Origin of the sequence: Vibrio sp. CDRSL-10 TSBA, from assembly GCA_039696685.1 — a bacterium.
Taxonomy (GTDB): Bacteria; Pseudomonadota; Gammaproteobacteria; order Enterobacterales; family Vibrionaceae; genus Vibrio.
This window is the reverse complement of sequence record CP155566.1, coordinates 133424-153356: the sequence shown is the minus strand read 5'-3', so window position 1 is coordinate 153356 and position 19933 is coordinate 133424. Positions and strand designations below refer to the sequence as shown.

Here is a 19933-nt window from a genome sequence, read left to right as displayed (position 1 = left end):
GGGTCTTTGCGGTTAGTAGGACTTAGTTTAACGGAAGTCAGGCCGCGCTGGCGAGCTTGTTTAAGGAAACAAATATCCCGCTTCCGCCGAGACCGCTATCCACTCGTTCTGCCAGTTTTTAAACAGCCAGAACTGCGGCGCCTGATAGTAGGTGACCCTTTGGGGCTCTTCCTGGTCCTGATACCAGACTTCAATGCTGTGCGGGTTACCTAGTTTAGACTGCAACGACTGATAGGTTTGTTCATCGACGCGGGTGCCGGCCAGTTGCTGCCAGCGCTCAATCAGCTCCTGAGGTTCGATATTGATCGGCGGGTTGGCCTGCCACTCTCCGTGGCTCTTCTGCAGCGATAAGCGGGTAAAGTGCATCGCCTGCAGTTCAGCCTGCGGATTGAGTAATGCCGGATACGGGCTGACGGGCGGCTCGATTAAATAGCTTTTAATGATCGACGGCAGGTTGATGATGCCGATAAACAGAATCACCGCCAGAATCAGAAGATTATTCCAGCGGCGACGTCGCCGGGGCGAAACGCGCATAACCGCAGTCCTTAGTTGATTGAATCTTAAGCCAGATTAGCAGAGTGCGCAGCGGGATCCTAGCGTGCCGAAGACAGGTGTGTCAGGTGATCAAACGACAAGACGAGGAAAATGTGCAGAGCGGGAGCAGAAGTTAGCCGGGTTGGCTGCAAAGGAAGAACTTGGTGAGCTCAGTGAGGAAACTTAGTAAGAGAATTGAGAACGGGATTGCAGAAAACAAAAAACCCAACCAAAAGGCTGGGTTTTTCTACTAACACCAAAGCAAGCGATCAATTACTTGATTTTCGCTTCTTTGTATACAACGTGCTGGCGTACTACTGGATCAAATTTCTTGATCTCGAATTTGCCTGGCATGTTGCGTTTGTTCTTGTCAGTTGTGTAGAAGTGACCAGTACCTGCTGAAGATACCAGACGGATTTTCTCACGAATGCCTTTAGCCATTGTTTAATTCCTCTTAAACGTTTTCGCCACGTGCACGGATATCAACAAGAACAGCATCGATGCCTTTCTTATCAATGATACGCATGCCTTTAGCAGTTAGACGTAGTTTAACAAAACGTTTTTCGCTCTCTACCCAGAAACGATGAGTTTGTAGGTTCGGCAGAAAACGACGCTTAGTAGCATTTCGTGCGTGTGAACGGTTGTTACCCGTTACTGGACGCTTACCAGTTACTTGGCATACTCGGGACATGAATGTCTTCTCCAAATCGTTTCAGCTCGATATCAACCTTGGTGGCCGAACCTCTCTCTTTCACTTAAGAAGTTGAGGTTAAAAACCGTTATGGAAAATCCATACAAGGCTATCAAAGGTCGCGCATTATACTAACTTGACACGCGTTGCTCAAGACCCGAACAGATCCTTTTTACAGAATTACCTGATCTTTTTCTCTGTTGAGCTGATTGAGGTTAAAAAATGTGTGCGAATCATACCAGAAAACAACAGAAAGCTAAGCATTTTTTGTACATTCCGCTCAAATGCCGATAAGGCCCGCTTTTATTGCTCGCGGCAAAATGTCCAATTCGTCGCTAGTCCTTTGTATTACTTGGCTTGTTTGCACTTTACCACCAGGCTGCCTCACACTCGCCTATAGCAAAAAAAGAATACTTAATCATCTACAGCCAGCCGCGTTCAGCAAAGGAAACCACCTCACCGTCGCCGACGACGAAGTGATCCAGCACGCGGATATCCACCAGCGCCAGTGCATCGGCCAGGCGGCGCGTGATCCTTCGGTCAGCCTGACTCGGCTCAGCCACGCCGGAAGGATGGTTATGCGCCAGAATCAGCGCCGCAGCGTTATGGTGCAGCGCCCGTTTCACCACCTCACGCGGATAGACACTGGCGGCATCGATGGTGCCTTCAAATAAGATTTCATCCTGAATGACCCGGTTCTGATTATCAAGAAACAGAATATAGAAGGCTTCGCGCTGGCGATCGCGCAACACGCTGGAAAGATACAGCTTGGTATGCTGCGGGCTGGTCAGGGCTTCGCCGCGCCTCAGCGCTTCGCCCAGATAACGCTGCGTCATCTCCAGCACCGCCTGCAACTGGACATATTTGGCCTCACCCAGCCCTTTATGACAGCAAAAGTGATCTTTGCGGGCAGAAAACAGCGCGCGCAGCGATCCAAACTCCCTGAGCAGAAAATCGGCCAGCTCAAGCACATTCATGCCCCGCGTGCCGGTACGCAGAAATATCGCCAGCAGTTCAGCATCAGATAAGGATTGCGGCCCGCGGGCAAGCAGCTTTTCACGCGGCATCGACTCGCTGGGCAGAAACTTGAGACTCATATCGGCTCCTGTAAAAAAGCCTGCCGATCCTAATGCTCAGCAGGCTCTGTATTTACTCAAACCGATCTTCGCTGTGCGATGCAAACGCAAAACGGGATCTTTGGTCGCACTTCAATCTTTGCTGTAACGGCCCTGTTGCTCAGGACGGCGAATCGGCGATTGACGCCGCAGCAGCGCTTACAGTTTGAAATGGCCGACCAGGCTGTTCATCTGCTGGCCCGACTGCGCTAGACGACTGCTGATCGATTCAGAGCGCTGCAGATTCTGCGTCAGATCATTCACGATATGCTGAATCGCCACCAGGTTCTGGTTAATGTCTTCCGCCACCGCGCTCTGCTGCTCAGCAGCAGATGCAGTCTGGATGCCCATGTCATGAATCAGACTGACCGCATCAGAAATGCCGGACAGGCTGTCTTTAATCTGCACCGACTCCAGCGCCGTTTTCTCACCGCGTTTCCTGACTAAGCGCCATACTGCGTACCGCTTTGCTGACACCCTGATGCAGCTGCTGCAGCATGTCGCCGATTTCCTGGGTGCTGTTTTGAGTGCGGCTGGCCAGCGAGCGTACTTCATCCGCCACCACGGCAAAGCCGCGTCCCTGTTCACCGGCCCGCGCGGCTTCAATCGCTGCGTTGAGTGCCAGCAGGTTGGTCTGCTCGGCGATTTCACCAATCACATTCAGCACTTTAGTGATCTGCTCGGTTTGCTGGCTCAGTTCAGAAATGGCCTCTGAAGTGAGGTTGACTTCGTTGACCAGTTCGCCAATACCTTCAATGGCTAGGTTCACTTCCTGCTGCGCATCTGAGATCTGGCGGTTGGCCGAATCAATCGCCTGCGCGGTGGAATGAGTATTATTGGCCACTTCACGCGAGGTGGCGCTCATTTCGGTTACCGCGGTTACCACTTTATCGGTTTCCAGGCTGTGATCGCCCATCTGCTGGCTCGACTGACTGGTCTGCACATCGAGATCCGACGCCGCCGATTGCACTTCCTGCGCCGAACTGCGCAGATCGACAATTAACGGATGCAGTTTGTCCATAAAGTCGTTAAAAGCCTTGGCCACTTCACCGACTTCGTCACGACTTTCCACTTTCAGACGCGCGGTCAGGTCACCACCACCGGCTGCCACCGCTTTTAATGAGTCCACGACATGCTGCAACGGCGCGACACCGCGCGAAACCAGCACGCTGACAATCACAATCGTCAGTACCAGCCCAGCCAGGGACAAACCGACCGCAGACCAGGTCTGCTCTCGAAGCTGAGCCTGACGCTGCGCCTCGAACTGCGCGACCTGAGTGTCAATATCGTCGATATAAATACCGGTGCCCAGTACCCAATCCCATTTTGGCAAGTACTCGGCATAACCGAGTTTTGGTGCCTGAGCATCAAGCGAAGGCTTGTGCCAGGAGAAATATAAGAAGCCATCGCCACTTTTCGAGGCCTGGATCAATCCGGCGATCACCGGGACACCATTTTTATCTTTCAGATCATAGAGGTTCTTGCCTTCCAGTGCCGGATTAATAGCGTGCAGGGTATTAACCCCCTGCGAGTCGTACGCAAAGAAGTAGCCGTCGCTTTCAAAGCGCATCGCTTTGAGGATGGCTTTCGCCTGCACCTTGTTTTCACCGTTGCGGTCTGCATTGTACAGATCCTGAATCGCCGTCACGCCCATCATCAGATACGCTTTCAGCTCTGCTTTGCGGCTTTCGACCAGTTGGGCGCGGTATTGGGTCAGTTCCTGCTGTAACGAGTTCATCCCACTCCAGTAATTGACCACGGTCACGATGGCAGTAATCACTATCAGGGGGACTAAGGTCAGCAGTAGCAGTTTGGTTCGGCTTCTAAAAGAGGTCATGTGCGGTTCCTGTTGCTTTTATAATTGTTGCTTTATTCGGTTGGTATACAAACTACCTGGGGGTATCTTGCCTCATTGGCAGAAAAGTTCTGTGAGTTGAGATAAGTTTCATACCAAGATACTTAGCCCTATATCGACCACTTTCGACGATACTTGACGCAGCTCCGACATCTTTCTGCGTTTGTGCTAACATAGCGCGCAGAATTTTTGAGGAATCCAGTATGCAAACGTTGGCAGGAAAAAAGATTCTGCTTGGTATCAGCGGCGGTATCGCTGCGTACAAATGTGCAGAACTCACCCGTCGCCTGATTGAGCGCGGGGCCGAGGTCCGGGTCGTTATGACCAAGTCGGCCAAAGAATTTATTACGCCATTGACTATGCAGGCGGTGTCCGGTCATCCGGTTTCTGACAGCCTGCTTGATCCGGCTGCGGAAGCGTCAATGGGGCACATTGAACTGGCAAAATGGGCCGACCTGGTGCTGCTGGCACCGGCTACCGCCGACCTGATTGCGCGTATGGCGGCAGGCATGGGCAATGATTTGCTGACCACGCTGGTGCTGGCAACGGATGCCCCGGTTGTGGTTTCTCCGGCCATGAACCAGCAGATGTACCGCAACCTGGCGACGCAGGAAAATATCGCAACTCTGACTCGGCGCGGCATGCAGATCTGGGGGCCGGGCGCCGGTGAACAGGCGTGTGGCGATGTGGGGCCGGGCCGTATGCTCGAGCCGATGGATTTAGTCCAGCGCTGTGAGGATCACTTCGGCCCAAAGCCGCTGCGCGGTAAACGAGTGCTGCTCACCGCGGGTCCGACGCGCGAAGCGCTCGATCCGGTGCGTTACATCACCAATCACAGTTCCGGTAAAATGGGCTTTGCGATTGCCGAAGCGGCAGCGAAACTGGGTGCAGAAGTGACCCTGGTCAGCGGTCCGGTTCATTTAACTACCCCGGCCAATGTGTCGCGTATTAATGTCAGCAGTGCCGTGGATATGCATGCTGAGGTAATGAACCAGGCCGGCGCACACGATATCTTTATCGGCTGTGCGGCCGTAGCGGATTACCGCCCGGAACAAGTCGCTGCCCAGAAAATGAAAAAGACCGATGACAGCGATACGCTGACCATCACCATGGTCAAAAATCCGGATATCGTCGCCAGTGTGGCCGCCATGGCGCAAAACCGACCATTTACTGTTGGCTTTGCCGCCGAAACTCAGGACGTAGAGAAATACGCCCGCGGTAAACTGGTGAAGAAAAACCTCGACATGATTTGCGCCAATGATGTTTCGGTCGCAGGTCAGGGGTTCAATAGTAACGACAACGCGCTGACGGTCTACTTTGCCGGGGATGCAACCCGTCCCGAAGGCAAACAGCAGTTGCCACTGGCCTCCAAAGCCGAGCTGGCGCACGCCCTGATGCTGTTGATCAACGACAAAATAAGCTAAACGCCGCTGAGTGCGCATCCCGCTGCGGAATGCGTGTCACGAGTTAACACTTTCCTCTTGTCTATTTGTGTTGACTCGCCGATATCACCACTCAGAGACAGCTGCCGCCTGCGCGGTGCTGCGGTGCGCGCGACGACCGGCAGCCAAGTCTGTCGTCGCATAAAACTGTAGTGGTACTGAAAAGCTTGAGTTTCAATAACTTTAATTTTAAAAAGCTTACGTTTTGAAAAGGAAAGACGGTTATGGCCGGCACTAAGAAAAGCAATCGACGTGAAGAAATACTGCAAGCCTTAGCAGAGATGCTCGAATCCCATGAAGGCGCCTCACGCATCACCACCGCCAAACTGGCCAAGCAGGTGGGTGTGTCTGAAGCCGCTTTGTATCGTCATTTCCCGAGCAAAGCACGTATGTTTGAAGGACTGATTGAATTTATCGAAGAGTCCCTGATGTCTCGCATCAACCGGATTCTGGATGAAGAAAAAGATACGCTGAACCGGATTCGGATGGTAATGCAACTGCTGCTGGCCTTCTCTGAACGTAACCCGGGCCTGACAAGAATTTTGTCCGGACATGCTCTAATGTTTGAAAATGAGCGCCTGCGTGAACGCATCAACCAGTTATTTGAACGCATTGAAACCTCGCTGCGTCAGATCCTGCGCGAGCGTAAGATTCGGGAAGGCAAATCGTTCCCGGTCGATGAAAGCATTCTGGCAGCGCAGTTACTCGGCCAGGTGGAAGGCAGTCTGAACCGCTTTGTACGTTCAGATTTCAAATACCAGCCAACCGCGAACTTTGAAGAGTACTGGTCACTGCTCAGTGCGCAGATTCAGTAAACCTGAATCATAAATCTACTTTTACTCTTAATCAGACAGACCACATTATGAGTCAAAACAAATACGCCAAACCCGAATTTACCTTGTCACTGCTGCACCCGAAAAACTGGGGCGTGTGGCTCGGCTTTGGTTTACTGGCCTTGCTGGTTAACCTGCTGCCCTATTCCCTGCTGCTCAAACTGGGACAAAGCATAGGTAAACTGGGGATGCGCTTTGGTAAAAAACGCGTCCATGTCGCCAAGCGCAACCTGGAACTGGCCTTTCCGGATAAAACCGCCGATGACATCGAGCGCATGGTGGAAGAGAACTTCAAAAACACCGGCGCGGCGCTGATTGAAACCGGCATCGCCTGGTTCTGGCCGACCTGGCGCTTCAAACGCCGCCTGATTAATAAAGACACCAGCGCACTGGCCGGGCACTTACGTAACAAACAAGGCGTGCTGATGTGCTGTGTGCATGCACTGAATCTGGAAATCACCGCTCGGGCGTGTGGCGCACTCGGCTTGTCCGGTTATGGGGTATTTCGCCCGCACAACAACCCGGCGTATAACTTTATTCAGTACTGGGGTCGTACGCACAACGGCAATAAGCTGGTTGACCGCAAAGACGTCAAACAGATGATACGCGTTATGCGCCAGGGTGAACTGCTGTTTTATCTGCCGGACCACGATTACGGCCGCAATAAGTCCGCGTTTGTACCTTTCTTTGCGGTTGAAGATGCCTGTACCACCACTGGTACCTACCTGCTGGCCAAAGCCAGTAAGTGCGCGATCGTCATGGGATCGGGATTCCGCAACGCGGAGGGTAAATATGAAATCTTTGCAGACCTGTCCGTTGAAGATAACTTCCCGTATGACGATGAAACCGCCTCGGCCGCTTACATGAACCAATTCGTCGAGCAGCTGATCCTGCGCGCGCCAACCCAGTGGATGTGGCTGCACAAACGCTTTAAGACCATGCAGGATCCAGACGTGGAAAAAGGGATTCGCTATAAGTAAGGATTTAGGCTTTAGGACCTAGATTCTGAGTTCTGGAAGAGAACGTTTTAATAGCGGTGAATAGCTTCACTGCGGCGATGAAAACTTTTGATCTCAGCTTGATACGCTAAAAATAAAGCTCCGGCCTGAATCATCAGCGCCGGAGCTTTTTACTCTAGGAACCAGGAATCTAGTTCCTGAGAACCTCAAACATCAGATACCATATTGCGCGCGGTACGCTTTGACCGCTTCCAGGTGCTCGCTGTTACCGCCCTTCTCTTCCAGGTAAGTAATCAGGTCAGTCAGGCTGACAATCGATACCACAGCACAGCCGAAATCACGTTCCACTTCCTGAATCGCAGACAGCTCGCCTTTGCCTTTTTCCTGACGGTCAATCGCCACCAGTACACCGGCCAGATCCGCGCCGTTGTTCTTGATGATTTCCATCGATTCACGAATCGCAGTACCGGCGGTAATCACGTCGTCCACCAGCATAATACGACCCTGCAGCGGGCTGCCGACCAGACTGCCGCCTTCACCGTGGTCTTTGGCTTCTTTACGGTTAAAACAGTACGGCGTATCCACATCGTGGTGATCCGCCAGCGCAACTGCCGTCGTGGTCGCAATCGGGATGCCTTTGTAGGCCGGGCCAAACAGCACATCGTAATCAATAGCCGAGTCCATCAGCGCCGCCGCATAAAAACGGCCCAGGCGCGCTAAATCGCGGCCAGTATTGAACAGACCAGCGTTAAAGAAATAAGGGCTTTTGCGGCCTGACTTCAAAGTAAACTCACCAAATTTCAGAACTTCCTTTTCTAGTGCAAACTCAATAAATTCACGCTGGTACGCTTTCATTACTTTCTCTCTTTTACTTTAGGTCCCGGGGGGCACACCCCAGGGTGGTTAATTATCTTGGCCGTATCAAGATTAGAGGCTAAACCACCTACTCAATCTTTTTAGAACTCATAATACTTTTTCTAAGTCATTGCTGTGAGTACAAGGCAGCAAGGGCGCAAATCTCAGGGAGCTTACTCCAGTAACTGACCTGAGTGAGAACCCGCAGCTAACGCAGTAATCGCAGCAAGGACAACGAAAAAAAACACAAAAAAATAGCCCCCATATCGGGAGCTATCAATCAATTATTTTCTAACGACGCCTTCTGCGCCGAGACAATGTCTGCAATGCCTTTCTTGGCCACCGCCAGCAAATCCAGCAGCTGTTCATGGCTGAACGGTTCGCCTTCGGCCGTGCCCTGGATTTCGATCATCTTGCCTTCTTCGGTCATCACCACGTTCATGTCGGTGTCGGCCGCTGAGTCTTCGACATATTCCAGATCACAAAGCACATCTTGGCCGAGGATACCCACAGATACCGCAGCAACGTGGCCTTTCATCGGGTTTCTTCTTCAGCTTACCGCTTTCGACCAGCTTATCGAACGCATCCGCCAGTGCGACACTTGCACCAGAAATCGATGCCGTGCGGGTACCGCCGTCAGCCTGAATCACGTCACAGTCAACGGTAATCATCAGCTCACCCATGGCTTTCAGATCCACCACAGCACGCAGGCTGCGGGCTATCAGACGCTGGATTTCCATGGTACGACCGCCCTGCTTACCGCTCGCCGCTTCACGACGGGTACGTGAGTGTGTGGCACGTGGCAGCATACCGTATTCAGCGGTTACCCAGCCTTTACCCTGACCTTTCAGCCAACGTGGCACGCCTTCTTCTACCGTAGCGTTACACAGCACTTTGGTATTACCAAACTCAACCAGTACAGAGCCTTCTGCATAGGCGGTGTAATGACGGGTAATCTTGATCGGACGAACCTGATCCGCAGCGCGGTTATTTGGACGCATAAAGCCTCTACCTTGTTTGTGTGAACGACGTTTAATGGTTTTACACAACACTCATGGCTGCGAAACGACGCTTGGTTGCAACGACAACTGGACGAAACGACAGCTGAACAAAACCGCAGCCGAATGGTCGAATTTAATGGGGCAAAATTATAGCGGAAATCCTTGCCTAATCACAGAGTCTCTACACCCACTCGGCAACTTTTCTATGCTAGTATTATCGCCAATTCATTTTTGAATATAAACCAAGGACATTTCGATGATTTACAGCATGACGGCGTACTCACGCAAAGAAGTCAAAGGCGATTGGGGCAGTGCCGTGTGGGAAATCCGCTCGGTCAACCAACGCTATCTGGAGACCTACTTCCGCCTGCCGGAACAGTTCCGTGGCCTGGAGCCAGTGCTGCGTGAGCGTTTCCGTAAGCGTCTGGCGCGCGGTAAAGTCGAATGTCATCTGCGTTATGAAGCCAACCATGCCGCCCAAAGCGAGCTGAGCATCAACGAAGACCTGGCCAATCAGGTGATTAAAGCAGCCAACCAAGTGATGCACATGACCGGTGAACTAAGCCGTATCAATCCGTTTCAGGTCATGCAGTGGCCGGGCGTGATGGAAACGCCGGAGCAGGACATGGATGAAGTCAACCAGGCGCTGCTAAACGGCTTTGAAGACGCACTGAGCGAATTTATCGAAGCGCGCGGCCGTGAAGGCGATAACATGAAAGCGCTGATTGTGCAGCGTTTGGATGCGATTAGCGCCGAAGTCGTCAAAGTTCGCGCGCGTATGCCGGAAATCCTCGACTGGCAACGTGAGCGTCTGATCACCAAGTTCGAAGAAGCCAAAGTGGAACTCGAACCGACCCGCGTTGAGCAGGAACTGATCCTGCTGGCACAAAAGTCCGATGTCGCCGAAGAGCTGGATCGCCTCGATTCTCACGTCAAAGAGACGCACAACATCCTCAAAAAAGGTGGCTCGTGCGGCCGCCGCCTCGACTTTATGATGCAAGAGTTCAACCGTGAGTCGAACACACTGGCATCAAAATCGATCAGCACCGACATCACCGCCTCCGGCGTGGAACTGAAAGTGCTTATCGAGCAGATGCGTGAGCAGATCCAAAACATCGAATAAGGTTTTTTGAGTCTCTCCAAGCTGACTTAATCTTACTAAGCCCCTGTAAATAGGGGCTTTTTTGTTTTCAGTGGATTTCAAAACCTTTCCACTGTTTTCAACCAACTGGTGAGTTTAGTGGTGAGTAAGATTGATCTAGTATGCCCTTAAATGGTGAGTAACTTTCCATGATAAGGAGAACTATATGGGCAAACTCAACGCACGAAAAGTCGCCGCTTTAGCCAAAGATGAACCACGCAAAACCGCAGATGGTAATGGCCTCTACTTCGTTGTACCCGCCTCTGGAGAACCTTTTTGGATCTTGCGATTTTCAATCAACGGCAGTCGTCCAGAAATGACACTTGGGTCCTATCCAGAACTATCCCTTGCAGATGCACGCGATGCCGCCTTTCAACAACGAAAGCTGATCCAACAAGGTATCAATCCACTGGCAGAAACGCCAACGCCGCCAATGGTCAGGTATAGAAACCGTCGAACAACTGTTCGATGATTGGTATAAAAACGATCTTCAAGTAAGACTGCAACACGCCAACATCCCCAAGCGTATCTACACCAAAGAAATCCACCCAGTTATGGGCAAAATAAGAATCGATCAAGTCACTGCTCTGGATGTAAGAGAAGTAATCAAGCGCGTCGTAGATAGTGGCCGAAAAAGCATCGCAAATGACACCTTGATGTACATGAAACAGCTTTTTCGACATGCCAACAAACTCGATCTCACACAGTTCAACCCGGCAGCAGCTTTTCGTGTCAACGACGCAGGAGGTGTTGAAAAAAGTCGAGAGCGTGTTTTGACCGAAGACGAGATAGCAACTGTGTTTCGAGTGTTCAGAGAGAACAATGTAAGCTTTACACGAGAAAACTATCTAGCTTGCTGCTTATATCTAGTGCTAGGCGTCAGAAATAGCGAGCTATGCCAAGCGCCTTGGGCTGAGTTTGATTTAGATAATGCGCTCTGGGAGCTCCCCAAAGAGAGAACCAAAAATGGCATACCATTAACTATCCCACTTCCTCGCCAAGCTGTGGAATGGCTGCAAGAACTCAAAATCAGAGCGCTTGAGTCCGATTATGTATTTCCAAGTAGAAGGAGGAGCAAAAATCCATACATGGGCTCAGATACAATAACCACCGCTATTAAATATTTGTTTGGTCGTGACAAAGAGAGGCCAACCAAAAATAAAATGGATGGGGTTGACTATTTTGTTGTCCATGACCTCCGTCGTACCTTCAGAACACTGGCTTCTGCTGAGCGCATTGATGGTCAAGTGGCTGAAAGGTGTTTAAATCACAAACTCAAAGGTGTTGAAGGCATCTACAACCGTCACGATTTTCTGGAGGAGCGACGAGAAGCGCACCAGAAAGTTGCAGATCGTATATGCCACTTACTGTGATTGACAAGGGTACGCATTCTTAAATGCATCATACAAATTTACCCTTAAACCAGGCCCTGTCAGCAATGTACTGGGCCCTGGAGTAAAATCTGACTGTTCTCGATACAACAGCTCAAGAGATCGATCGACATTAGATCTTATTGATTCAAACTGAATGTTTCTTGGTAAGCAAAGCTGACCATTATCTTGAGGCATACTGACCCAACGCACGACATCATTTGCTCTTTTAAGATCAGGGCGAAGTAACGCCGCATCTTCAACCCACTGAGTCCAAAAAGAAGCTGATTGCAAAAAACCTTTTAGGAAAAAGTTGCACGCTTGGTTAGGCTGACCACACATCTGCTTCCAGTCACCATATGTGAGCTCATAACTAGGCACAGCATATGCTTGGGCAGATAAACCTACCGATAAACATACACTGAGGACTTTCAACGGTACACCACTTCTCGTTTCTCTTTTAAGTGCAAACTTACTAGGCATTTTTGCTCTCCATGACTATTCCATCAACCACAAAACTTAGATATCCTAAGTATACAGAATCATAAAAAACTTAGAAGATCTAAGTATCTAGAGATTATCGATGAATGTGATTTGCCAACCCCAAGCCCCCTACCAACACGCCTTAAAGAGGCAAGAACGCGAGCAGGCATCAGCCAAAAAACGCTCGGTATTCGTATTGGTATGGACCCAAGCGTGGCGAGTGGACGCATGAACCATTATGAGAAAGGCCGCCATACGCCTGATATCAACACGTTAAGAAAAATGGCAGAAGAACTAAACGTACCCATTGCGTTCTTTTTCTGTGATTCATCAAAGACAGCTGAACTTCTATGCCTTATAGAAAATCTCTCAGAAGAAGAAAAAAGTACACTAATTCAAAAGTTAGCTAGCAACCAGCCACACACCTCAAGTAAATCCTAAATTCATAGGGAAATTGGGAAACGTGGGAAATCTAGAAAACTACCCCTCCTTGTTCCTCCCACCCCGCTTTGCCTGATATGCGGCATACCAGTAGACACATCCAACAGCAGCTATTGTCAACATCAGCCCCGCGAGCCAATACCAAAGCAAATCCATACAACCTCCTTAAATCGTTCAATCAAAGGGATCGCAGCTAATACCACCACAGTCAAAACCAGTATCAATGCTAGTCATGCTGTCATCCCCAAACACATTGCCGCCGATATCAATGCAGGAGTTTTCCACCATGGGAAGACCGCTTGCTGGATTGATATAACCACACCAAAATGATGGGCTCGAATCAGAACTGGAATCTGCGATATCAGACATCAATTCTGCACTCGCTGCACTGACCAATCCAGCTCGGTATACTCCTGAACTTGATAACCCAGATAACGAACCATCTCGCATCGACATTTGTCCATGTCCAGCGAAACCTTCGCCCCCTTCTTGACCTGCCATAACGTCGATGTAGCTTGTTCACGTAATAAGATGCAGTGAACAAAACAGTCAAAAATGAAATTGGGCTGGGCAAAGTAAACAACAGCACTAAAAAAAGAACTAATTTCACCATGGCTTTTAGCGGCCAGAACCAATCACGGTGAACTGTTGTCTTCGCGTCTTTTTCTGTGAAAGCATGGGGTTCAATACTAGCGCTGCCAGGATGCCTTACAGACACTTCAGCAGAAACGGTATGCATCTTAAGAATCATGCTACCTCCTCAGCCATAGATCGACTCAACTGGGAAAAAATAGTGACGACCAGCCAGTGAGTCTCCTGTGGCACTAGCAAGAAATATAGATCTCCCGTCGGGTGGTGCCAAACTTGGCTACCATCGTCTCCGTGCTTCAGCAGTTTCTGAAATCGTGTACGAGCTGAGAGTCTCGCTTGGCGAAGTTCGGGGTTACAAAGCTGACGTTGCAGGCTCAACCAGGGAGACTTCGTATACCCGTGACGAAAGCGCTCTTGGTAACGCTGTATTGCATGGCGACTGATTGCAACAGGCCCCAATACTGGAGAATCAAACACGGGTTGAGGTAATCGATATGGCTGGATCACTGGTATCTGGTCAGTAGAAGCAGCAACACCGACAATTTCTTCAGGATTGAGTTGCACACCATTCAGCCACGTCTTCAAATACTGACTAGCTCGCTGCAACTCAACGCAAGAGTTCAGACTAAGAGAATGAAGAGTCGTGTACGGTAAACCTAGTTCGACACCTTTACCGCTACCTGGGCGATGCCCGAATATTTTACAGTCCCACAGCAAGTAGCGCGCTACAGTAAGCTCTGCAACTGCTATACGGCTCTCAAAACGCCCAATTCCAACATCAACTATCCCATATCTCGACAACCCAACGAACCAAGCAACGCTGACTGCGTTATGGCTGGCAGATACTGACTGAACTTTTAACTTCATCACTGGCATATCCTCCTTTTTACTACCAGCGTATCATCGAATTTTAAAATGCAACCCCCAAGCTGAAAGCAACAAAAAAGCCTTACCAACAAGTCTGGCAAGGCTTAATAAAATATCAACCAAGATTATGATTTAATTAACTTTGTTTCGAACGAACATTTCAATCTTATCTACAGGAGCTACAAGCTGTAATAGCTTCTTCTCAAAGTCTGAAATAAAGTCTGAACGCACTTTCATTTCCTCTATTTGTAGGCATATGTGGTAATACATTTGCCGCTCCCAATCAGCGACGTTACTCATTCTTTTGTGTTTCAGAATGCTCCCTGTTAACATTTCTAGCTTTGCTGGTTTGTCCCTGTTAAAAACTATAACTTTAAACCATTGAAAGTTAGGTAGGTTATCCTCGATATACACGGTAAAGACAAACCGAAAAGGTTCCTGTCCGGTGTGCTCTTTCTTTAATTTCTCCCTGTACTTGTTGAATGACTCTTCCAGAGCGAAAGCTGAGCGTTTTAAATCACGTCGCTGTGCGATTAACTCATCTTTCATCTTTGAAATGTACGCAGATAACAATCCAGAATCATAGATATTGATCGTCAGATTAGTTAAATCAACTTGGATATCTCTATCAAAAATACCAACTAGTGGTTCTTCCAAACTCATTTGGGTTCCTCCATCAACTCAAAGTGAGCTCGCAGCTTGATAAAACGACGCTGACACATTTCAACTTTTTTTCTGATGTTATCCATCTCATGCCGGATTTCCCGAAGTAGCTGAAAAGCATCTTCACAATAATCAATCTGAACCTTTTCCCACCCTTGGGCTTTGGAGAAAGAGCTCGAACGATAACGGCTGCCAGATCCTTTCTGAATATGTACTGACCTAACTTTTTGGTGTTTAATTTTTCGGCGTTTCATATCTTCTTCATCGAGGAAAACATTGATGTACCATGAAGCTTCAAATTTATTGTCTTTGACTCTCACACGACACCCAAATCTACCCGGCACTTCTGAAGTTTCAGGTGAGCGATGATGTCGATTGAAACGCCAAAAATTATTAGCGAAGCAACTAGCCATGAATTCGAGCCGAAATGGCTCTTGATGTGTGATTTTAGTTATTTCTTCGAGGAGTAACTCCGATTGGGCCAGAGCTTTTTCAAAATACTCTGATTCATTAAACTCCTCACGATAGTGGGCTAACTGGTGCCAATTAGACGCCAGCTGATCTAACTTTGAGTAGTCTTGCATAATTAAGCCTCCTTTTTTACGACCGCTAAGGGTTACAGTCTATCGAGGCTTACTAATTTGATTACACTGCGAAAATGCCCAATCAGGACAGTTTGAGAGTTTTTTTGCTTTCATTGCCCCAGTAATAATGCGGCGCGTCGATAGCATATCCTCACCGGGACCTAGCCAATCACTTTCCAATTAACTATCTAATGTGGGGCCTTGACGACAGCTTTCTCCAAAAGTAATCGCAACGCACTGGGGCAGCTAGCTGTTATTTCCAAAGTTATGTGGGACCTAGGAAATAAAATCCAAAGCGGATGGAACACCGACTGGCAATTTCCATAATTATGTGGGGCTTTGTCTGCAAGTTTTCTATAGCGCTTCTGACTTTCACATGTGAAAGTCCCTGAAGGGGCTTTCAGCCCAAAAAATCAGAAAGCTAACGTTTGATGCTCTTTGGATTACGCGGACTTTGTATCATACAAACAAGATATCCAAAGGCGACCATACGGTCGCATTTGGATACCTTAGCAAAAAATAATTAGCTAGGTGGGATCACATACTCCTGTACACCAGCAGTCGTCAGCAACGCATAAAAATCTGCGACCTTGATTCTTTGTCCTCTTTGCTGACAATAGGAAAATATCGCCCTTTGTTTCGCACGAGACAGTGCAACAAAAAATGTCGATAACCCTTCGGAATCGCCAGGTCGATAGGACCACCAAGCATTATCATCGATCCCCATGAAAATAGTTGTATCGAATTCCAGCCCCTTGCTTTTATGAATTGTCATTAGCGGAATCTGATTTGTACCTTCAAATTCTTCCAGGAAATTTCCCCAGCAACTCTGGGTATCAACACAGTTTGTAAAAAACTCTTCAAGTGCTGCCAGGTTTATTTCAAGTAGATCACCAGTAGCGTAACGAGCAAATGTTTTCCGAAGATCATTCAAATCAATAAAGGCAATAATTCTTTCAAAAACGAGGCGAGCATTGTCTGGTGTAAACGATTGTCGCATCAACTCCTTGAGTTCAGAAATAAATAATGCTAACCGGCGTTCAACCTGTCTCAGTGCTTTTTCATCTTCTTGGGTTGTGTTACGAAGCAGCTGTACATCTGCTGATAACTGATTCCAAACTTGCGCATTTCGATGCCCAAGTCCTAGCCTTAGAAGATTAGAGAACAAAATAGTCAACTCCTCAGCAAGTAAATCCTGAAGAGTAGTTTTACCTATTTTCACACTTTCATTTCGCAAGCTAAGCCCGTACTGAGTTAAATACGAAGATAGCTGCTCTTCGTAATCCTCAGGTCTTTGGCGCACCAGAAACGGAATAGTCCCTTGGGTTCAATGACCTGCTTCGCATGTCATTCGCAATCCACTGCGCCAAGTAACTGGCCTCTTGATCTACGTTACAGCTAAAACAAATCCAAGCAGCATCACCAGATACCTGACTGTAGTTACTTGTTTGAACCTCTCTCGCCTCATGGTCAATAGCTTGTGCAATAACATGTTGTATCCTGACCAGTTCTGGAGAAGAGCGGTGATTAAGCAACAGCGGATATCGTTGTGCCGAAAAATCGGCCTCAAACTGATGAAACGCATCACCTCGGGCTCCGGCCCAACCCATGATCCTCTGCTTATAATCCCCCACTACCGTTACCGTTGTTTCACTATAACCGAAGGCTGACAACAGGAAATCATACTGACCATAAGTCGTATCTTGGAATTCATCCACAAAGACATATGGATACGTTGCTCTCAGAGCTCGTCGCACATGGACATTGGTACGAATTATATATTCAGCCAGCCGATTTATTGTCATAAATGTCAGCTGTGATGGCTCTTCATCTCCGCAACTTACTTGTTCGGCTAACCAATTATCATAAAGAGTCCGTTCCCCTATGTCGTTCGAAGCTAGACCAAGTCTCCTTGAGCCAACAAATGTAGACTCAAAAGTTATTGGGTTTATTCTGGCTATAGCATTCAACAATCCAGAGATATGACTATTTTTTTGCCGCTCTCGACCTAAAAAACGGGTTATCTGCTGGCGAGTTGCAAAAGTGACATCATATGGTTTTGTTGGTCTCCACTGTGGTGGCAACGCCATACGAAAACGGTCAACTATATTTTTAGAAAAAGCGTCGAAGGTCATCGAAACAAATCGACTACCTAGCTCTTCTGGACACCGTTCTTCCACCCTATCTGCGAGATTTTTTGCAGCATCGGTCTTAAATGAAATGGCTAGAATTTTTTGGTTTGGTGGACATAGGCCAGTCTCAAGCAAATATGCAGCTTTTTGCGCTAAAAACTCTGTCTTTCCTGCACCTGGGCCAGCGATAACGCTTGTGGACTCTCGTCGCCATAGTGCTTGCCAAGCATTTGGCTCAAGCTCGTCGATCCCTTTGGGCTGCCAATGATCGGGTTGAATAAACTTCACCTAGCCCCCTAGCTTTGAAGAGCTGCGTGAATAGACTGAACTAACGCTCGCAGTTCTTCTGGCGCGTTTCTGGGCCAACTGTTCTGGCGGAATAGATCCAAGCACTCGGATGTGCGTGCTAGGCTTACCTCTTCCTAAGAACAGGTATCTGTACCAGCGCAGATTAAGTAGGTCGTCAGCATAAAATTCAGGGTTTCCCTCGTCGCCCATGACGGCATCACCAGGCTCCCCACGACTAGATGGACCGGTAGAGCTTTCGTCGGGTGCAATCCGATATTGTTCGGGAAATGCTTTTAGCATCGAATAATCAATGTCTAATGGGCTGGAGAAGTATACGTTAAAACGGGGTTGACGAAGATAGCTAACCCAACGACTCATAAATTCATAATCATCACGCCTGAAGGTATCAAACTCAGCCAGATTTACAGATACCCCGTCAGCATGCACTCCATGAGTAAAAATACTTTCAGCCGGTATTCCATATTCTATTAACTTGGCGACTGCGTTCTTAATCCTTCCCCAGCCACCGCCGTGCCGCCCCCAATCAAGATCGAGTAATGTGATAAAGGGGATCTGTAAATCTGTTAGCAAACGCCACATGTGGTTTACATGTCGGCCCCCTAATGGAACCATGGCGACAAAAGACTTATCAATTGGTATTCCCATCGCTTCTGATATAGCGGGAAGAATTACCTCCTCGGAAGCCCCCTCCCCGAGAACCACGACCTTAGCGAAATACAACTCTGGATAGGCTCTCACCGCTTGCTGGATGTACTTTGCAGCTTCATTCTCTTCATCGGGTAAAGTCAGTTGACGAACAACAGTGGTGTTTGATTCTGTTGCTAGCCTGAAGTGCCTTACTTGCGTTGGTTGGATCCTGGCGAGAATGCTCGGCGAATGACTAGATAGTACTGCTTGAGCTCTTAAGCCATGCACTAGGCTGCTGATCTGGCTTATGATTCGAGATAGATAGTATGGGGCTAGGTTATTCTCCGGCTCCTCAAGTGCCAATATAGTCAATGAGGGCAAGGGCAAGTCTGCACCAAGAAAATCGTTACTCTCTGGTTGGGCTAAGATCTCAGTTTCAACATCGAGAGTGGCTGAAGTCATGGCTATGTGAAACAACGAACTTTGGCCATCACTTAGCTCATCAATGCTTCGATCGCGACCACTTTCATCTGGGTGCAGCAGTACCTCTACCTTACGAACAAACTCTTCAAAACGTAGGTCGACCGGACGAAACTTCGGTGTACTATCAGTTCCAGCAGAATGCAGCTCCTGCCAACGGTCTGTGAGCTTTCCAGTCACGGTACTAATCGCATTTTCACCCTCAAAGGATTCATTCAGCTCTGTAGCCTTTTGAGTAAAAGATGACCGAACTTGTTCTGACCAGTTAATAGCTTTCCAAAGCCGACCTTTCAGAAAGGCTGATACCTGGGAAACTGCGCATCGTGTGGCTGGTACGTAGATCAATTGGATTCGAGAGCGATCCGCTGGGCGCACATTGTGAAAATCAGCATCTTCTGGCTCACCCCATGTCGTAACCGCGCGGAAACTGGCTCGTAATGTACCCATCTATTGAACCATCATCTTCCCATTCCGCGTCCAAACGCAAACGGCATTTCAGCTTGCCGCCCTCATCAGTCACGCTCATATGGTGAAAGAAGTCTGGTATCACGGAGTGGTCTCCGTCTTCATCATCCAGTTCAGGAAAGGCGACAATGGCTTCAAGCGTTAGAGTCCGCTTACTGGGGCTATCTTCTTCAGAAGAGGGAATGTGAAAATCCTGACGGCGAATCGTCCGTTGTTCATTTGAGATGCCGAACATGCGCTGTAAGGCCTGCATCAAGGCTGTTTTTCCGGAGCCATTAGCCCCAACAAGAGTGGTTAGATCCGGATCAACAGCTATACTCTGACCCTCTGGTCCAAAGCTTCTAAAATTGTGTAGAACTATTGTCTCTATATTCACAGCTGCTTCCCTCTCCTAAGTATCCACATATTATCTGGGGCTTCCCTTACTGACTTTCAACCGCAAAGATCAGCCATGTGATCATGAACTAACTAATTGATCAAAAACGGCCACCCGAT

19 protein-coding genes and 3 pseudogenes are annotated in these 19933 nt (G+C 48.7%); 6 read left to right on the top strand and 16 right to left on the bottom strand.

All coding sequences use genetic code 11. From position 1 onward, the window contains the following. Positions 1-60: 60 nt before the first annotated feature. From ABDK09_08045 to ABDK09_08025, 5 genes and pseudogenes are all read right to left on the bottom strand, one after another. Positions 61-534: a hypothetical protein gene (locus tag ABDK09_08045; protein ID XAW89640.1), complete on the bottom strand. Its 474-nt coding sequence runs from the start codon at positions 532-534 to the stop codon at positions 61-63. A gap of 273 nt (positions 535-807) precedes the next feature. Then, on the bottom strand, positions 808-975 hold the full coding sequence (gene rpmG / locus ABDK09_08040) for a 50S ribosomal protein L33 (GenBank protein XAW89639.1): 168 nt from the start codon (positions 973-975) through the stop codon (positions 808-810). 13 nt (positions 976-988) lie between these two features. Then, positions 989-1225 (bottom strand): 50S ribosomal protein L28, encoded by a 237-nt coding sequence (gene rpmB, locus ABDK09_08035; protein ID XAW89638.1) that lies wholly within the window; start codon positions 1223-1225, stop codon positions 989-991. 422 nt (positions 1226-1647) lie between these two features. Next, complete coding sequence (gene radC, locus ABDK09_08030; protein ID XAW89637.1) at positions 1648-2322, bottom strand: DNA repair protein RadC; 675 nt, start codon at positions 2320-2322, stop codon at positions 1648-1650. Between the two features lie 177 nt (positions 2323-2499). Further along, positions 2500-4177, bottom strand: a pseudogene (locus tag ABDK09_08025) (methyl-accepting chemotaxis protein). 221 nt (positions 4178-4398) lie between these two features. On the opposite strand from ABDK09_08025, the gene coaBC reads away from it, so the two are divergent. The 3 genes from coaBC to lpxL all read left to right on the top strand — a co-directional run bounded on the left by coaBC (position 4399) and on the right by lpxL (position 7450). Further along, positions 4399-5619 (top strand): bifunctional phosphopantothenoylcysteine decarboxylase/phosphopantothenate--cysteine ligase CoaBC, encoded by a 1221-nt coding sequence (coaBC, locus tag ABDK09_08020; GenBank protein ID XAW89636.1) that lies wholly within the window; start codon positions 4399-4401, stop codon positions 5617-5619. Positions 5620-5861: 242 nt separating this feature from the next. Continuing rightward, complete coding sequence (gene slmA, locus ABDK09_08015; GenBank protein ID XAW89635.1) at positions 5862-6452, top strand: nucleoid occlusion factor SlmA; 591 nt, start codon at positions 5862-5864, stop codon at positions 6450-6452. A gap of 47 nt (positions 6453-6499) precedes the next feature. Then, complete coding sequence (gene lpxL, locus ABDK09_08010) at positions 6500-7450, top strand: LpxL/LpxP family Kdo(2)-lipid IV(A) lauroyl/palmitoleoyl acyltransferase (protein XAW89634.1); 951 nt, start codon at positions 6500-6502, stop codon at positions 7448-7450. A 192-nt stretch (positions 7451-7642) separates the two neighbouring features. On the opposite strand, the gene pyrE is transcribed toward lpxL, so the two are convergent. Further along, positions 7643-8284, bottom strand: a complete 642-nt coding sequence (gene pyrE, locus ABDK09_08005) for an orotate phosphoribosyltransferase (GenBank protein XAW89633.1) — start codon at positions 8282-8284, stop codon at positions 7643-7645. A 280-nt stretch (positions 8285-8564) separates the two neighbouring features. Then, positions 8565-9285, bottom strand: a pseudogene (rph, locus tag ABDK09_08000) (ribonuclease PH). Between the two features lie 256 nt (positions 9286-9541). Between rph and ABDK09_07995 the strand changes: the two are divergent. Then, positions 9542-10408: a YicC/YloC family endoribonuclease gene (locus tag ABDK09_07995; protein ID XAW89632.1), complete on the top strand. Its 867-nt coding sequence runs from the start codon at positions 9542-9544 to the stop codon at positions 10406-10408. Between the two features lie 184 nt (positions 10409-10592). Next, positions 10593-11799 (top strand): annotated as a pseudogene (locus tag ABDK09_07990) (integrase arm-type DNA-binding domain-containing protein). On the opposite strand, the gene ABDK09_07985 reads toward ABDK09_07990, so the two are convergent. Next, the gene (locus ABDK09_07985; protein XAW89631.1) at positions 11791-12279 is read right to left on the bottom strand and encodes a hypothetical protein; all 489 of its coding nucleotides are present in this window, start codon (positions 12277-12279) and stop codon (positions 11791-11793) included. The pseudogene ABDK09_07990 and the gene ABDK09_07985 overlap by 9 nt on opposite strands. Before the next feature lie 111 nt (positions 12280-12390). Between ABDK09_07985 and ABDK09_07980 the strand changes: the two genes are divergently transcribed. Beyond that, positions 12391-12720: a helix-turn-helix transcriptional regulator gene (locus ABDK09_07980; GenBank protein ID XAW89630.1), complete on the top strand. Its 330-nt coding sequence runs from the start codon at positions 12391-12393 to the stop codon at positions 12718-12720. A 174-nt stretch (positions 12721-12894) separates the two neighbouring features. Here the strand turns inward: ABDK09_07980 and ABDK09_07975 are convergent, their stop codons facing one another. The 8 genes from ABDK09_07975 to ABDK09_07940 all read right to left on the bottom strand — a co-directional run bounded on the left by ABDK09_07975 (position 12895) and on the right by ABDK09_07940 (position 19814). Then, positions 12895-13221 carry a hypothetical protein gene (locus ABDK09_07975; GenBank protein ID XAW89629.1) on the bottom strand — a complete coding sequence of 109 codons (327 nt, stop codon included), beginning with the start codon at positions 13219-13221 and terminating at the stop codon, positions 12895-12897. Positions 13222-13467: 246 nt separating this feature from the next. Then, a complete protein-coding gene (locus ABDK09_07970; protein ID XAW90699.1) occupies positions 13468-14178 on the bottom strand; it encodes a hypothetical protein in 711 nt (236 codons plus the stop codon). A 132-nt stretch (positions 14179-14310) separates the two neighbouring features. After that, positions 14311-14841 (bottom strand): hypothetical protein, encoded by a 531-nt coding sequence (locus tag ABDK09_07965; GenBank protein XAW89628.1) that lies wholly within the window; start codon positions 14839-14841, stop codon positions 14311-14313. Continuing rightward, positions 14838-15425: a conjugative transfer protein MobI(A/C) gene (mobI, locus tag ABDK09_07960; protein ID XAW89627.1), complete on the bottom strand. Its 588-nt coding sequence runs from the start codon at positions 15423-15425 to the stop codon at positions 14838-14840. Before mobI ends, ABDK09_07965 begins: the two co-directional genes overlap by 4 nt. A gap of 523 nt (positions 15426-15948) precedes the next feature. Next, a complete protein-coding gene (locus ABDK09_07955; protein XAW89626.1) occupies positions 15949-16647 on the bottom strand; it encodes a 3'-5' exonuclease in 699 nt (232 codons plus the stop codon). A 64-nt stretch (positions 16648-16711) separates the two neighbouring features. Then, positions 16712-17845: a UvrD-helicase domain-containing protein gene (locus ABDK09_07950; GenBank protein XAW89625.1), complete on the bottom strand. Its 1134-nt coding sequence runs from the start codon at positions 17843-17845 to the stop codon at positions 16712-16714. Beyond that, positions 17846-19420 carry a TOPRIM nucleotidyl transferase/hydrolase domain-containing protein gene (locus tag ABDK09_07945; protein ID XAW89624.1) on the bottom strand — a complete coding sequence of 525 codons (1575 nt, stop codon included), beginning with the start codon at positions 19418-19420 and terminating at the stop codon, positions 17846-17848. Continuing rightward, positions 19374-19814: an AAA family ATPase gene (locus tag ABDK09_07940; GenBank protein XAW89623.1), complete on the bottom strand. Its 441-nt coding sequence runs from the start codon at positions 19812-19814 to the stop codon at positions 19374-19376. Before ABDK09_07940 ends, ABDK09_07945 begins: the two co-directional genes overlap by 47 nt. Positions 19815-19933 lie beyond the last annotated feature (119 nt).

Coding starts and splice junctions, on each gene's coding strand:
- ABDK09_08045 (XAW89640.1), bottom strand. CDS start 534: ATGCGCGTTTCGCCCCGGCGACGTCGCCGCTGGAATAATCTTCTGATT.
- rpmG (XAW89639.1), bottom strand. CDS start 975: ATGGCTAAAGGCATTCGTGAGAAAATCCGTCTGGTATCTTCAGCAGGT.
- rpmB (XAW89638.1), bottom strand. CDS start 1,225: ATGTCCCGAGTATGCCAAGTAACTGGTAAGCGTCCAGTAACGGGTAAC.
- radC (XAW89637.1), bottom strand. CDS start 2,322: ATGAGTCTCAAGTTTCTGCCCAGCGAGTCGATGCCGCGTGAAAAGCTG.
- coaBC (XAW89636.1), top strand. CDS start 4,399: ATGCAAACGTTGGCAGGAAAAAAGATTCTGCTTGGTATCAGCGGCGGT.
- slmA (XAW89635.1), top strand. CDS start 5,862: ATGGCCGGCACTAAGAAAAGCAATCGACGTGAAGAAATACTGCAAGCC.
- lpxL (XAW89634.1), top strand. CDS start 6,500: ATGAGTCAAAACAAATACGCCAAACCCGAATTTACCTTGTCACTGCTG.
- pyrE (XAW89633.1), bottom strand. CDS start 8,284: ATGAAAGCGTACCAGCGTGAATTTATTGAGTTTGCACTAGAAAAGGAA.
- ABDK09_07995 (XAW89632.1), top strand. CDS start 9,542: ATGATTTACAGCATGACGGCGTACTCACGCAAAGAAGTCAAAGGCGAT.
- ABDK09_07985 (XAW89631.1), bottom strand. CDS start 12,279: ATGCCTAGTAAGTTTGCACTTAAAAGAGAAACGAGAAGTGGTGTACCG.
- ABDK09_07975 (XAW89629.1), bottom strand. CDS start 13,221: ATGGCAGGTCAAGAAGGGGGCGAAGGTTTCGCTGGACATGGACAAATG.
- ABDK09_07970 (XAW90699.1), bottom strand. CDS start 14,178: ATGAAGTTAAAAGTTCAGTCAGTATCTGCCAGCCATAACGCAGTCAGC.
- ABDK09_07965 (XAW89628.1), bottom strand. CDS start 14,841: ATGAGTTTGGAAGAACCACTAGTTGGTATTTTTGATAGAGATATCCAA.
- mobI (XAW89627.1), bottom strand. CDS start 15,425: ATGCAAGACTACTCAAAGTTAGATCAGCTGGCGTCTAATTGGCACCAG.
- ABDK09_07945 (XAW89624.1), bottom strand. CDS start 19,420: ATGGGTACATTACGAGCCAGTTTCCGCGCGGTTACGACATGGGGTGAG.